Origin of the sequence: Peptostreptococcus porci (assembly GCF_009695815.1) — a bacterium.
GTDB classification, from domain to species: Bacteria; Bacillota; Clostridia; order Peptostreptococcales; family Peptostreptococcaceae; genus Peptostreptococcus; species Peptostreptococcus porci.
In genome coordinates this window covers 820,743-834,709 of sequence record NZ_VUNE01000001.1, presented here as the reverse complement: position 1 = coordinate 834,709, position 13,967 = coordinate 820,743, and the positions used below count along the sequence as shown (strand labels likewise).

Annotated in this window: 13 protein-coding genes; 4 read left to right on the top strand and 9 right to left on the bottom strand. The window is 32.3% G+C overall.

Annotated features, from left to right (window positions below; genetic code table 11):
• Both FYJ71_RS03690 and FYJ71_RS03685 read right to left on the bottom strand, forming a co-directional pair.
• Nucleotides 1–1,038, bottom strand: coding sequence for a sensor histidine kinase (locus FYJ71_RS03690; protein ID WP_154537433.1), 1,038 nt, complete (start codon nt 1,036–1,038; stop codon nt 1–3).
• Nucleotides 1,031–1,702: a response regulator transcription factor gene (locus tag FYJ71_RS03685; protein ID WP_154537432.1), complete on the bottom strand. Its 672-nt coding sequence runs from the start codon at nt 1,700–1,702 to the stop codon at nt 1,031–1,033. The genes FYJ71_RS03690 and FYJ71_RS03685 overlap by 8 nt, the downstream gene beginning before the upstream one ends.
• A 335-nt stretch (nt 1,703–2,037) precedes the next feature.
• Here FYJ71_RS03685 and FYJ71_RS03680 point away from each other — a divergent pair, with 335 nt between their 5' ends.
• On the top strand, nt 2,038–2,325 hold the full coding sequence (locus FYJ71_RS03680) for a Dabb family protein (RefSeq protein WP_154537431.1): 288 nt from the start codon (nt 2,038–2,040) through the stop codon (nt 2,323–2,325).
• A 163-nt stretch (nt 2,326–2,488) separates the two neighbouring features.
• Here the strand turns inward: FYJ71_RS03680 and FYJ71_RS03675 are convergent, their stop codons facing one another.
• Nucleotides 2,489–4,765, bottom strand: a complete 2,277-nt coding sequence (locus FYJ71_RS03675) for a heavy metal translocating P-type ATPase (protein ID WP_331468016.1) — start codon at nt 4,763–4,765, stop codon at nt 2,489–2,491.
• Between the two features lie 183 nt (nt 4,766–4,948).
• Between FYJ71_RS03675 and FYJ71_RS03670 the strand changes: the two genes are divergently transcribed.
• Both FYJ71_RS03670 and typA read left to right on the top strand, forming a co-directional pair.
• A complete protein-coding gene (locus tag FYJ71_RS03670; RefSeq protein ID WP_154537429.1) occupies nt 4,949–5,152 on the top strand; it encodes a hypothetical protein in 204 nt (67 codons plus the stop codon).
• 145 nt (nt 5,153–5,297) lie between these two features.
• Nucleotides 5,298–7,136 carry a translational GTPase TypA gene (typA, locus tag FYJ71_RS03665; protein ID WP_320640738.1) on the top strand — a complete coding sequence of 613 codons (1,839 nt, stop codon included), beginning with the start codon at nt 5,298–5,300 and terminating at the stop codon, nt 7,134–7,136.
• 244 nt (nt 7,137–7,380) lie between these two features.
• Here the strand turns inward: typA and FYJ71_RS03660 are convergent, their stop codons facing one another.
• The 3 genes from FYJ71_RS03660 to FYJ71_RS03650 form a co-directional block, all read right to left on the bottom strand.
• On the bottom strand, nt 7,381–9,045 hold the full coding sequence (locus tag FYJ71_RS03660) for a glutamine--tRNA ligase/YqeY domain fusion protein (RefSeq protein WP_154537428.1): 1,665 nt from the start codon (nt 9,043–9,045) through the stop codon (nt 7,381–7,383).
• Nucleotides 9,046–9,138: 93 nt separating this feature from the next.
• Nucleotides 9,139–9,717, bottom strand: a complete 579-nt coding sequence (locus FYJ71_RS03655) for a hypothetical protein (RefSeq protein ID WP_154537427.1) — start codon at nt 9,715–9,717, stop codon at nt 9,139–9,141.
• Nucleotides 9,718–9,813: 96 nt separating this feature from the next.
• On the bottom strand, nt 9,814–10,155 hold the full coding sequence (locus tag FYJ71_RS03650; protein ID WP_154537426.1) for a helix-turn-helix domain-containing protein: 342 nt from the start codon (nt 10,153–10,155) through the stop codon (nt 9,814–9,816).
• A gap of 435 nt (nt 10,156–10,590) precedes the next feature.
• Between FYJ71_RS03650 and miaB the strand changes: the two genes are divergently transcribed.
• Nucleotides 10,591–12,039, top strand: a complete 1,449-nt coding sequence (gene miaB / locus FYJ71_RS03645) for a tRNA (N6-isopentenyl adenosine(37)-C2)-methylthiotransferase MiaB (RefSeq protein WP_328597739.1) — start codon at nt 10,591–10,593, stop codon at nt 12,037–12,039.
• A 154-nt stretch (nt 12,040–12,193) separates the two neighbouring features.
• On the opposite strand, the gene FYJ71_RS09920 is transcribed toward miaB, so the two are convergent.
• The 3 genes from FYJ71_RS09920 to FYJ71_RS03635 all read right to left on the bottom strand — a co-directional run bounded on the left by FYJ71_RS09920 (nt 12,194) and on the right by FYJ71_RS03635 (nt 13,957).
• Entirely contained in the window at nt 12,194–12,340 is a 147-nt protein-coding gene (locus tag FYJ71_RS09920; RefSeq protein WP_207707211.1) for a hypothetical protein, read from the bottom strand.
• Between the two features lie 354 nt (nt 12,341–12,694).
• Nucleotides 12,695–13,039: a type II toxin-antitoxin system HicB family antitoxin gene (locus FYJ71_RS03640; RefSeq protein ID WP_154537425.1), complete on the bottom strand. Its 345-nt coding sequence runs from the start codon at nt 13,037–13,039 to the stop codon at nt 12,695–12,697.
• A gap of 51 nt (nt 13,040–13,090) precedes the next feature.
• The gene (locus FYJ71_RS03635) at nt 13,091–13,957 is read right to left on the bottom strand and encodes a YitT family protein (RefSeq protein WP_154537424.1); all 867 of its coding nucleotides are present in this window, start codon (nt 13,955–13,957) and stop codon (nt 13,091–13,093) included.
• Nucleotides 13,958–13,967 lie beyond the last annotated feature (10 nt).

Here is a 13,967-nt window from a genome sequence, read left to right as displayed (position 1 = left end):
TTATTTTGTACATAAATTTATGTTATTAGATTCAAACTCTATCTTAAAAACTGTAGAGTTTTCTCTACTAAACATCTCATATTTGAAACCGTAGTTTTCTAGAATCTGACTGACAAAAAACAATCCAAATCCACTACCACCACTATTTCTATTTCGTGACGAATCCACTCGGTATAGTGGATCAAAAATCTTTGCCAGATGCTCTTTTGATACTGTAACTCCAGTATTTTCAACAGTTAAAACAACAGTATATCCAGAAAGAGTATGTCTTTCCTCGTTTGCTGTTATTATGACAGTGTTGTATTCTGGTGAATACATAATTGCATTGCCAATGATATTGTTTAAAACACTTTCTATATCAGTCTCATTTGCAAAAATCTTCTTTGATGTTCTAATGTTTTTTATCAATCTCATATTTTTTTTCTCATATAGAAATTTATGCTTTTCTATAGATTTTTCAATCAGTTTGTCAATCCGTATGTATTCGGAAGCCTCACGCTTGTTTAGTATTTCATTTTTGGAGATTTCCATCATTTTATCTACTAACTGCTTCATCTCTTGAGTAGCATCATAGCACTTCTTTAGATACAGATCTCTGTCCTTGAATTTTCCAACATTGTATATCATACCTTCAAGCTGACCACTTATGACTGTAATCGGTGTCTTTAAATCATGGGATATCGCTCCTATAAACTCCTTTTTCCTAGTCATTTGAAATTTGTCATAGTCAATGATTCTTATCAGTGGTTCTGTTACGATACCAGAAAGCAAGTACGAGCCTATAAGTGAAAATAATGAAATAATAACAAGCAGTCCAGGAAACAGAAATATATCCGACTTGATTTCATTTTGTAAAATCAGTAATAGGTCTGGTTGGCTTAATTTTTTTGACTCGATAATAGCCGGAATAAGCAGATAAATAGCTACAACGGTCGTAAATGCGAATATAATCTCCAGTACAAATGTCATAACAAAAATTTTCGTTCTTAATTTTTTTATATTTTTTTCTGATATATTTTCTTTCAATTTATTAAACATTTTTCTCCAGTGTGTACCCTATCCCCTTAACAGTCTTAATACATGGAACACCAATTTTTTTTCTGATATTTTTGATATGAGCATCGACTATCCTAGTATCTCCATAGAAATCATATCCCCATATACTATCCAACAAGTTTTCTCTAGTTACGATATGAGGGTATTTTTCTATCAACTCTTTCAAAATATTAAATTCCTTCAAGGTAAGCTCAACATCCCTATCTTCAACCTCGATCGAATATGTGTTAAGATTTAGCCTTAAATTATCAAAGCTTAAAAACTCTGATGATACGCTATTGCTACTCCTTCTTAGAACAGCTTCCACTCTCTTTATCAAAATATTAAATGAAAACGGCTTTGTGATATAATCATCTGCACCAATATCAAATCCGTTCATCTGATTGCTTTCCTCATTCAGTGCTGTAAGAAAAATTATCGGAACATTTGATGTATTTCTTATCATTTTACAGGTAGTATAACCATCAAGATTTGGCATCATTATGTCTAATATAATCAGGTCATAGTCCTTCTCTTTGAATTTATGCATACATTCGACACCATCAGAAACGGCATCTACGTTATAGTTATTGGCATTAAGAAATTCTACCATAAGCTCTTGTATATCCAGATCATCTTCAGCTACAAGTATATTGTATTGATTCATAATATTCCTTCTTTCGATATAATAAAGTCCATATTACACTTCGGATTTTTGCGAACATTTATTGTAATATAAATCTGATTATAACATATTTTTAATGAATTAGCAATTTTTTGATGAATTTTTTGTCTTTTTTTGTGATAATTTTATGATATATAACGAAAAATACAAACATTTTTTATTTTCATCGAGCAGAACGCATTACAATTGCCGAACAAAGCTTTTTATGATTGATTATGTTTATTAAATTATTGTATAATGGAAATGATGATAGATTTCGTACGGTGAATCGTCTTATTTGTTCTATATTGTAATATAAAAATTGATTGGAGGAAGTTATGAAACATATCGTATTATTTAAGTTTGAGGATAAATCAAATGTACAGGAAGCTGGAAGCCTGTTGAAAGAGGTTTATGAAAAGCTAAAAAATGAGCATAGAGTAATTGTAGATTACGACTTTAAAGCGAATTGTCTTGATAATGATTCGAACATGGACATAATACTTTTTGTCGAGCTTGTATCTGAGGCTGCTCTACCAGTGTATATCAACCATGATGAACACAAGTTATTCCTTGAAAGGTTTAAAGGGCTTGGATTAATCGCCAAATCCGTAATCGACATTTAATCAAATATAATACCGACTCCCAAAGGCTAGAACAAGATTCTAACGCTTGGAAAGTCGGTATTTTTTCACGTTGTACGTCGTTATTACGCACTATATATTATACATCGTATCATCTTATATACATATGTCTTTATTATACATATGTTTTTATTATGCATGTGTCTTAATATATCTTAAAATATTTTAATCTAAGAGCATTTGTAACAACACTAACAGATGAAAAACTCATAGCAGCGGCTGCTATCATCGGATTAAGAAGAGGACCACCAAAAATATGAATTATTCCTGCTGCAAAAGGTATACCTATGATATTGTATCCGAATGCCCAGAATAGATTCTGTTTAATATTTCTAATAGTTTCCTTACTCAACTTTATTGAATTGGCAACATTCATAAGGTCATTTCTCATCAATACAATGTCTGCTGATTCAATAGCCACATCAGTACCATTTCCAATCGCAATACCCAAATCTGCTTGAGCCAACGCTGGGGCATCATTGATTCCATCTCCAACCATGGCAACAAATTCGTTTTCAAATTGGAAGGATTTAACTGCATCCGACTTTTCATGAGGAAGAACCTCTGATTTGACAAGGTCAATGCCAAGCTCCATCGCTATATTGTCGGCTGTTTTCTTGTTATCTCCTGTAATCATGGCAACCTTAACTCCCATGCCATGCAATTTTTCGATAGTTTTTTTTGAACTTTCTTTGATTACATCCTCGACCTCAATCAGTGCACGTAGTTTTTTATCGATTGCAACAAACATTACTGTTTTTCCAAGCGAACTTTGTCTTTCTGCCAGATTAGATATTTCATCTGAAATTTCAATATCAAATTCATCCATCAGCTTTCTATTACCTATTGAAATTTTCATGTTGTCTATTTCAGAATAGATTCCTCTACCTATTATATTTTCAAATACGCTTACATCTACCAAATCGACGTTTTTTTCTTCGGCAAATTCCACAATAGAATCTGCAAGTGGATGCCCTGATTTTTTCTCTGATGATGCCACAAGAGTTAATAGCTCTTCCATTGAAATATCCTTCTCTATTAGCTTTATATCTGTTACTCTGGGCTTGCCCTCTGTCAAGGTTCCAGTTTTGTCAAATGCCACAAGTGTAATCTTGTGTGCCAATTCAAGAGAATCTCCTCCCTTGATAAGTATTCCATTGCTCGCTCCCATACCTGTTCCCACGAGAATTGCAGTCGGTGTGGCAAGTCCAAGTGCACATGGACAAGCAATGACAAGTACAGAAACGAAAATTGTAAGTGCAAATTCAAATGTTGACTTTCCAATAAAGTACCAACCCAAGCCTGATACAAATGCTATTGCCATGACGACTGGTACGAATACACCAGAAACTCTATCAGCCAGATTCGCAATTGGAGCTTTTTTATTCTGTGCATCTTCAACTAGCCTTATGATTTGTGCTAGTACAGTATCTTTACCAATTTTTTCTGCCTTAAATTTGATATATCCATTTTTATTTATGCTAGCTCCAGTCACTCTATTACCAATGTTCTTTTCTACCGGAATACTTTCCCCTGTCAACATTGATTCGTCAACTGACGAGTTACCCTCAATTACAATGCCATCAACGGGAATCTTTTGTCCTGGCTTCACTATAACTATGTCGCCGATATTTACATTCTCCACAGCTATTTCCTTCTCGACTCCATCAATCTCTATTATTGCAGTTTTTGCCTGTAGACTCATCAGAGATTTGATAGCATCAGAAGTTTTTGCCTTGCTTCTCGTTTCCAAATATTTTCCAAGCATTATCAGTGCAATAATCACTGCGACACTTTCGTAATATAGTGGTAGATGATTATGACTCTGCATCATACTGTGATGAAAATCATGGTCGAAACCCAATCGATATGTATTAAATGCACTGAATACAAATGCAGCCGTTGTGGAAACCGCTACAAGTGAATCCATATTTGGGCTGGCGTTGAATAATGACGTAAACCCCTTTGTATAAAACTTATTTCCAGCAATCATAACTGGTATGACCAACGCCAATTGTAACAAAGCATGGTTAAATGGATTTTCCCTGTCACTGATTATTTGTGGTAGTTTAAAACCAACCATCGGTCCCATTGAAATCAACAAAAGTAACGAGGCGAAGATTATCGCCAGCAAAAATCTATTGAATGATATACCGTTTTCGGTTTCCTCATCATAACTCTTTTCCATTTCAATTGTAAATCCAACCTTTTTTACAGCATTTTCCAAATCATCTATACCTACAAGTATTGGATCATATTCAACAATAGCTTTTTCAGTCGCTATATTTACACTTGCCGAAATGACTCCATCAACCTTTTTTAATGAACGTTCTGCTGATTTGGAGCAAGCAGCACAGCTCATTCCCTTTACCACAAAGTCAATTTGCTTGAAGCCATCACTATTGAAATTATTTTTATTCAATTTAACACCCCTCCTCAATTGAAATTTATTATATGTATAATTATACCCCATTTTTAAAAAAATATCTAAATCTAATCTTATTAATCTTTATTTGAATTATCGGCTACAATCTAATATAATATAGTTATAAAAATTATCTTTTTACTAAAGGTATCCTAGAATAGAATAATACGGGAGGAAAAAATGAGTAAAGCTACTAAAACTCTAATGATGTTTATTGCACTTTTTTCAATAGTTACTTCATCAGGAGCCTTGGCATACAAATTGGTATTTAACCCCAAAATGCCATGGTTTGTAATTATTGGTGGATTGTTTTGTGGATTGGCGCTGACATACCTTGTAAAATCATATGATTCGGATGACGATTTCATGCCAAAGAACAAATAAAAAGCTATACATATAGCTTTTTTTTTGTTATACTTATTAAGTTATATCTATATACAGAATAGTATTTATTCTCGACTTAGTTTTGAGATACTATTTCTGTAAAAAATTACTAATAAAAAAATGAAAGAATTAAGGAGCGTTTTAAGTGACAAGTACACACAATAAAATTATTAATATAGCAGTAATTGCCCACGTTGATGCTGGGAAATCTACACTTGTAGATGCATTTCTAAATCAGAGTGGAGTTTTTAGAGAAAATGAAGTTGTAAAAGACTGTGTTATGGACAGTAATGATTTGGAACAGGAAAGAGGGATTACTATTTATTCAAAGAACTGTTCTATTAGACATGGTGATTATAAAATCAACATAGTAGATACTCCAGGACATAGTGACTTCTCCTCTGAGGTTGAGAGAGTTTTGAAAACAGTTGATACAGTTATTCTACTGGTTGATGCAACTGAAGGACCAATGCCTCAAACGAGATTCGTGCTTCAAAAATCATTAGAACAAGGTCTTAGACCGATACTATTTATAAACAAAATCGACAAAAATGACCAGAGAGCCGAAGAAGTCGTTAATGAGGTTTTCGATTTATTTGTTGAGCTTAATGCGACTGATGAGCAATGCGACTTCCCTATTGTCTATGGTATTGCAAAGCAAGGAATTGCAAAATTAGAAATGGAGGATGAAAGCACTGACTTATCACCGCTTTTCGAAACAATAACAAACCATGTTGAAGCATATCCAGATTATGACGAAGAACCACTTCAGGTACAGATTTCAGCATTGGCATATGATGATTATATCGGTAGACTTGGTATAGGTAGAGTTTTCAAAGGTAGGCTTGATTCTTCTGAGCAAATAAATATTTGTTCTGAGGGTGAAGAGCCTAGAAAAGGAAAAATCTCAAAGCTTCAGGTTTATGAAGGCTTAAAAACTGTTGAAACAAAGGAAGCATCAAGTGGCGAGATGGTCGTTATTGCTGGTATTCCTGATATTTCAATTGGAGAAACAATTTGTGACTCAGATTCTAATCTGCCAATGGGTAAAATATTAATTGAAGAGCCTACTCTATCAATGAACTTTATGGTAAATGATTCTCCATTCGTTGGTAGAAGTGGAAAATTTGTAACTACAAGACATATCAAGGATAGGTTGGAAAAAGAACTTGAAGTCAATGTCGGTTTGAAAGTAGAGCCTTTGGATACGACAGATGGATACAGAGTTAGTGGACGTGGAGAGCTACATCTATCAATTCTTATCGAAAATATGAGAAGAGAGGGCTATGAGCTTGGAGTATCAAAGCCACAGGTATTGTTTAAGAAGGATGAAAATGGAAATACTATCGAACCAATCGAAAGAGTAACAGTAAGCTGCCCTGAGGAGTATTCTGGTACTATTATCAACGACTTAAATATTAGAAAAGGTATGATGGAATCTATGGATCTTATAGAGGGCTATGTAAAAATTCAGTATCTAGTGCCTACTAGAGGCTTGCTTGGATACAGAAGTGACTTTATAAACTCAACTAGAGGTGAAGGTACTCTTCTTACATCATTTGAAAGATATGAGGAATATAAGGGCGAAATACCTTCTAGATTAAACGGAGTATTGATATCACAGGCAAATGGAAAAACGATGGGATATGCACTGAATGCACTTTCATCACGTGGAGTTTTATTTGTAGATCCAGGTGTTGATGTGTACGAGGGTATGATTATCGGTATGAACTCGAGAAAAGAAGATATGGTGGTAAATCCAACAAAGAACAAAAAAATGAGTAACGTTAGAGCTTCTGGCTCAGATGACGCTATTAAGCTTTCTCCACCTAGAATATTTACCCTTGAAGAGTCTTTGGAATTTATTGAAGATGATGAATTGGTTGAAGTTACACCTGATTCAATAAGACTTAGAAAAAAAATATTGAACGAAAATGATAGAATAAAATACAATAGATCTATATCTAATAAGGTTGTAGAATAGAATACATTAGATTTATATCTAATAGCATTATAGAATAAAGTACAACAGTTCTTAATACAATATATCTATACAATATATATTACAGAATAATTGATACGGAACAATCTGGCAAAATAATTAGTCAAAAAAGGTATGTAAGAATTTTTTCCTACATACCTTTTATTACTTATTGTTTATACGTTTTTCATTGTCTGTACTTAGTTATTATTATTTACTTAGTTATTATTATGTATTTAACTTATATTTATTTATTTGGTTTAAACGAACTCTTCAAAGGCACTATTCTATTGAATACTAAATTGTCCTCTGTAGTATATTTTGAATCAACACAGTAGAATCCATTTCTGATAAACTGGAATTTGTCGTTTTTCTTTGCATTCTCAGTTGCTGAAGTTTCTACAAATCCGGTCTTTACAATCAATGAATTGCTATTTATCTGTTCTAAGAAGTGCTTGCCTTCATTTTCTGGTTCATCATCTAAAATTAATGGCTCATATAATCTAAATTCTGCAGGCTTGCAGTTGTTTGCGTCTACCCAATGGATCGTAGCTTTGACTTTTCTACCTTCAAATCCTGAACCACTCTTCGTAGCTGGGTCATAAGTACAATGAATCTCGATAACTTCTCCATTTTCGTCTTTTATTACATCGTTACATTTGACATAATATCCACCCTTTAGTCTAACTTCATTTCCAGGGAAAAGTCTAAAATATTTTTTTACTGGAACTTCCATAAAGTCATCTCTCTCAACATACAATTCTCTAGAAAAAGAAACAAATCTTTTACCCATTTCTTCATTTTTGGCGTTGTTTTCTATTTCTATAAGCTCAGATTCACCCTCAGGATAATTTGTGATAACCAGCTTTAATGGATTGATTATAGCCATTGCCAAAGGAGCCTTCATCTGAAGATCTTCTCTCAAGAAATAATCAAGCATCTGACTGTCTACAGTAGAGTCAGCCTTTGAAATTCCGATTTCAGAACAGAAGTTTCTTATCGATTCAGGAGTATATCCACGTCTTCTCAAGCCTGAAATAGTAGGCATTCGAGGATCATCCCATCCGTCAGTTATTCCTTCATCTACAAGCTGCTTTAATTTTCTTTTAGACATAACGGTATTCGTCATGTTCAATCTTGCAAATTCTATCTGTCTTGGAATTGCTTCCATTTCACATTCTCTAACAGTCCAATCATAAAACGGTCTTTGATCTTCAAATTCAAGTGTACAAATAGAGTGTGTAATCTTTTCAATTGCATCTTCAAGTGGGTGAGCAAATGCGTACATAGGATAAATACACCACTTATCACCAGTATTATGATGAGAAGAATGGGAAATTCTATATATAACAGGATCTCTTAGGTTTATATTTGGAGATGCCATATCAATTTTCGCTCTAAGAACCTTCTCTCCATCCTTAAATTCACCAGCTCTCATTCTCTTGAATAAATCTAAGTTTTCTTCTATCGTTCTATTTCTATATGGACTTTCTTTACCAGGTTCTTTTAAAGTTCCTCTATACTCTCTGATTTCATCAGCACTCAAATCATCAACATATGCCAAACCCTTCTTTATCAAAAGAACTGCCCTATCATGCATTTCTTCAAAATAGTTAGATGCAAAATGTAGTTCATCCCAACCAAAGCCCAACCATTCCACATCATTTTTTATCGATTCAACATATTCAACGTCCTCTTTAACTGGGTTTGTATCATCAAATCTCAAATTCACTCTTCCATCAAACTCCCTTGCAAGACCAAAATTTAGACATATACTCTTTGCGTGACCAATATGTAGATATCCATTTGGCTCTGGCGGAAATCTAGTTATTATACTATCATGTTTCTTATTTTCTAAATCGTCTATCACTATATTTCTAATAAAATTTGAATTTTCTCTTTCAAACGACATAGGAAACCTCCATTCTTTTTATTCTAGTAATATTTTATAGCATATTTAAGAAAAAATAAAGTATTTTCAACAACTTTAAGATTGCAATTTTATTTAAGATTGCATTATTATTTCATTGTCGAATATTTCTATTGTTTTTTTCTGAATTTCTTTAATCTGCATCAAATCATTTTCATCATACTGTCCATCTTTTCCCAATTCCAAGCCAGTTTTGATATTTGATAAGATTTCGACCATATTTTGCATATTGCTCTCAATATTTTTCTCGTTATTCTTTACTCTTTCAAAATAAGCCTTGTCATTTTTATCCTTTTTTGAAAGTTCATCCTTGTTGAATTCCATCTGCTCTATAACCTTGCTCACCTTGATATTTTTTATCTCTTCAATCTTTATTTCAATTTTATCTATCTGATTTGATACTACTTTTTCACTCACTTTGTAGTTATTATCTTTAATAGCTATCAAAAAATCACCCAAGAATTCAGAGTACCAGTTATATCCTGAATTAAGTAAACCATTGTTATAGATAGAATACTCAATCTCATTTTCTTTATTAGATCCTGTATTCATTCTTTGATCTTGATAAACCTCTTCAGCACACCCCGTCAAATATCCCGATATAAGAATTATGGATAGCAAAAGAAAAAACGACTTTTTATTTATTTTTTTCATATATAACTCCTCTAACAAATTATTGATAAATATTTCCTTAAAGCTATTATACATCATTTGACAAATTGTTTCCACAAAACAATCATTAAGTATCTATTACTTGTTTTTTTCTTCGTTGATTAACTCTCTAATTAAATTCTTTAACTCCTCGATATCTTCAATACTTTTGTTGTTTCCTTTTGTCTGATGTACAGCTATTACTTCCATATTGCTTTTTTCAATGTCTGTTCTACCTAAAAGATAATCCGTAGATACATCAAAAAAATCAGTCCAATAACTCAATAATGCTACATCAGGAATTCTTTTGCCATTTTCATACTGAGATAAGGTAGATTTATTAAAAGATGTATGAAATTTTTTATTGAACAATTCTGCTAAGTCGTCATGTGTATAATCGTATCTTCTTCTAAGTTCCCTTAATCTAGTACCAAACTTCATATATAAACACTTCCTTCGTATATTTTAAATTATACAACTTTTTTATCATATATTCAAACTAAGTTAACATTTAGATAAAATAATTTTTTTAAATATGGAAAAAAGTTATAAATAATAAGAATAAAATAATATATATCATTGTTAACTAATATATGAAAAAAGTTTTGATAAAGAAAAACAGTGTCGTTTAATATTAGCAATAACAAGTTGAAAATACAATTAACAACAATTAATAGAAAAAAGTAGTATTATGTGATAAAATAAAATAGTTAAATAGAAAAGCACTGCTGTAATCAGTGCTTTTTTGGTTAATCCAATCAAGCTTGAAAAAATTGATGTAGGAATAAACTAGTAAAGCTGTAAGTAATAAAAAAATCAGTAAAGATTCTTTACATTACAGATAGATATTAAATAGCAAAGAAGAGGAGAAATAACGTGTCAAAGAGAAAACAAGTAGAAGTACCAAAAGAGAAAATTGAAGCTCAAGAAGAATTTATTGAGCGTATACATAGAATGAATGAAGATGAATTTAATAAAACAGGCAAGAAAAAATCGTGGCTATGCCATACAATCGGATGTCAGATGAATGAGCACGACTCAGAGATGCTAATATCGATGTTAGAAGCAATGGGGTATTCTCAGGGGATTTCAGAGGAGCAAGCTGATATAGTAATATATAACACTTGTGCAGTTAGAGAAAATGCAGAATTAAAGGTTTATGGAAATCTAGGGCATCTAAAAAATATTAAAAAAAGAAATCCAGATATGAAGATTATTGTTTGTGGTTGTATGATGCAGCAACCTCATGTTGTTGAAGAAATAAAGACAAAATACAGTCATGTGGATTTAATTTTTGGGACTCACAATCTGTACAAATTTCCAGAACTTTTATCCGAAACTTTTTCTGGTGACAGTATGCTAGTCGATGTTTGGGATGTTGATGGCGAAGTCGTTGAGGGATTAAAAAGTAATAGAAAATTCTCAGTAAAAGCATTTGTAAACATTATGTATGGCTGTAACAATTTCTGTACATATTGTATTGTACCGTATACTAGAGGAAGGGAAAGAAGTCGACATTACAATGATATAATCAATGAAATAAAAGAATTGGTCGCAAGTGGTGTTAAAGAGGTAACTCTTTTGGGGCAAAATGTAAATTCTTATGGAAAGACTTTGGATGAAGACGATAGAATAGATTTTGCAACTTTGCTTAGAAAAGTGAATGAAATTGATGGATTAGAGAGAATTAGATTTATGACATCTCATCCAAAAGACATTTCTGATGAGGTTATTTATGCGATTAGAGATTGTGAAAAGGTGTGTGAATTTCTACATTTACCATTCCAATCTGGGTCAACGTCACTCCTAAAAAAAATGAACAGGCATTACTCAAAGGAAGACTATTTGAAAATAATAGAAAAGGCGAAAAAAGAAGTTCCTGATATGGCTTTTTCAACTGATATAATGATAGGATTTCCAGGAGAAACTGAGTCAGATGTAGATGATACTATAGATATCGTAGAAGCTGTGAGATATGATTCTGCGTTTACATTTATTTACTCAAAGAGACGTGGAACTCCTGCTGCGACAATGGAGAATCAAATACCAGAAGATGTTAAACATCAAAGGTTTGACAGAGTATTGGAAGCTGTGAATAGAATTTCAGGAGAGATGAATGCGAAATATATGGGTGAAATAGTTGAAGTTCTAGTAGAGGGTGCATCTAAAAAAGTGTCTGATATTTATTCTGGAAAGACTAGACAAAACAAAACTGTTAATTTCTCAGGTGGTGATGAAAGTATGATTGGGAAATTGGTAAATGTGAGAATAACCGATCCAAAATCTTTCTCATTAAATGGAGAGCTTGTCGAGGTTTTAAGATAAGGTGCGTAATGATTAACTGGTAAAAGCATATAAACCACTGTACAAATTTTACAAATAATGGCACACAAGAGAATAAATATATATTTTATATACAAACGATGCTGACATATAAGTTAGCTAATATTATGCTTAATTTAATTAAATATTTTACCCACTACATATGGGTACTGTAAAAGATTTGAGCTTTATGCTTATTAACACCACTTGTTTTCCGGTGGTGTTTTTTTATTATCTGAAAATATTTCATACACTCTCTGTGTCTTTCTCTTCCCATCAAGTTTGTCTTATGCTTTTCACTCATTCTATCATAATTTTTATACAATCCATACTTGCCCCTTTTTTATTGTAATTGTGGTTACATTACACCGTAAGGTAAATATAATTTCAACATTAATATTTCTACTTCTCTCTTTATAGCTTTATTCCTTATCTTCATCAGCATATGAGTCATTAGCAAATATTTCACAACAAAAAAGCACCTCAACTATTATTGTTAAAGTACTTTTTTTATCTATATTCTCACAACATCTTGTCATGCTACAAAATACACATTCAACATAACTTGGGCTATTTTAAGTTAGTCTTCAATGTCAAATTCCTGTTTTAAAGCATCTTGCAATAGTTGTGAAAAATTAATGCCTCTGCTCTTAGTCATTTAATTCAAATAACTTGGTATTGTTAAGGTTTTTCTTACTGTCTTTTTATCTACTTTTTTTACATAATCAACAATATCAAGACCTACAAGAGTCTTAAAACTTTTATTGGCGTTCCAATAATCTTCATCGACAATACTAATTTCTTCTATAGAAGATGCTTTTGGAAACTCTTTTTGTTCTACAAAGTAATCATAAAGTACGCACCCTAGCCAATCTTGTGCAGAACACATAGCATCATTTTCATCTTCACCTTGAGTTGCTCCCTCTTCAAAATCAGGAAAAACAACTACATAACCTTTTGAATCTATATCTTTATAAAATATTGCTGGATAAGTTACAAACATATTAAAACCTCTTAAATTAAAAGTAAGGAGAGGGCTATAAAAGCCCAGCTTCTAAATATCCTTTGATTTAAATCCACGACCTCTTACTTCATTTATCTCATTAATTGTAATAAATGCGTTAGGATCGTGTCTAAACACAATTTCCTTTATCTCTGGAATTTCATCATATGAAATTGTTGTGTATATTATCTTTTTTTCTTGTCCCGTATACGCTCCTGTAGCATGTATATACGTTACTCCTCTAATCATCTCTTTAATAATATCGTCAGCTATCACTTCTGGATGATCGGATATTATTATAAGTGACCGTTGATAATTCATGGCATCCTTTATAAAACCAAGTGCCATAGAACTAATATAGAAACCAATAAGCGTATACAGTCCTAATGTGATATTAAAAAACAAGCAACCCACCAAAACTACAACAATATTAAATGCAAGAGATGTGTTTTTAACCTCGATATTTCTCTTCATTTTTAGTATTGCAGAAATTATATCTGTACCACCAGCAGAGGCTTTTGCCCTAAATATCAATCCGATACCAAGACCGTTTAAAAAACCTCCAAATACAGTTTGTAGCAATATATCGTGTACAGGAATAATTTTACCCAAATCTTGAGTCAAACCCAAAATCAAAGAGTATATTATCATGTTGAACATACTGAACAAACAAAAATCTTTTTTCAAGTATATAAATCCAAGTATAAATATCGGAATATTTATCAAAAATGTCACAAAACCAACATTTAGACCTGTCAAGTAGTTTATTGCAGTCGCAAAACCGGTTACTCCACCACTCAACAGATGAGCTTGTCTCAAAAATCCGTTTACTCCAACGGCAGAAATAAACAACCCCAAAATCATTATCAATATTCTAAGACTCGGATGTTCTTTAAATTGATCTCTTACCTGACTCATAAATACCTCC

Bases quoted from the DNA above. Each gene is read 5' to 3' on its own strand.
- FYJ71_RS03690 (WP_154537433.1), bottom strand. From the start codon at position 1,038: ATGTTTAATAAATTGAAAGAAAATATATCAGAAAAAAATATAAAAAAA.
- FYJ71_RS03640 (WP_154537425.1), bottom strand. From the start codon at position 13,039: ATGTTTGTAACTTATCCAGCAATATTTTATAAAGATATAGATTCAAAA.
- FYJ71_RS03670 (WP_154537429.1), top strand. From the start codon at position 4,949: ATGAGTAAAGCTACTAAAACTCTAATGATGTTTATTGCACTTTTTTCA.
- FYJ71_RS03650 (WP_154537426.1), bottom strand. From the start codon at position 10,155: ATGAAGTTTGGTACTAGATTAAGGGAACTTAGAAGAAGATACGATTAT.
- FYJ71_RS03635 (WP_154537424.1), bottom strand. From the start codon at position 13,957: ATGAGTCAGGTAAGAGATCAATTTAAAGAACATCCGAGTCTTAGAATA.
- FYJ71_RS03660 (WP_154537428.1), bottom strand. From the start codon at position 9,045: ATGTCGTTTGAAAGAGAAAATTCAAATTTTATTAGAAATATAGTGATA.
- FYJ71_RS03685 (WP_154537432.1), bottom strand. From the start codon at position 1,702: ATGAATCAATACAATATACTTGTAGCTGAAGATGATCTGGATATACAA.
- FYJ71_RS09920 (WP_207707211.1), bottom strand. From the start codon at position 12,340: ATGAGTGAAAAGCATAAGACAAACTTGATGGGAAGAGAAAGACACAGA.
- FYJ71_RS03655 (WP_154537427.1), bottom strand. From the start codon at position 9,717: ATGAAAAAAATAAATAAAAAGTCGTTTTTTCTTTTGCTATCCATAATT.
- FYJ71_RS03680 (WP_154537431.1), top strand. From the start codon at position 2,038: ATGAAACATATCGTATTATTTAAGTTTGAGGATAAATCAAATGTACAG.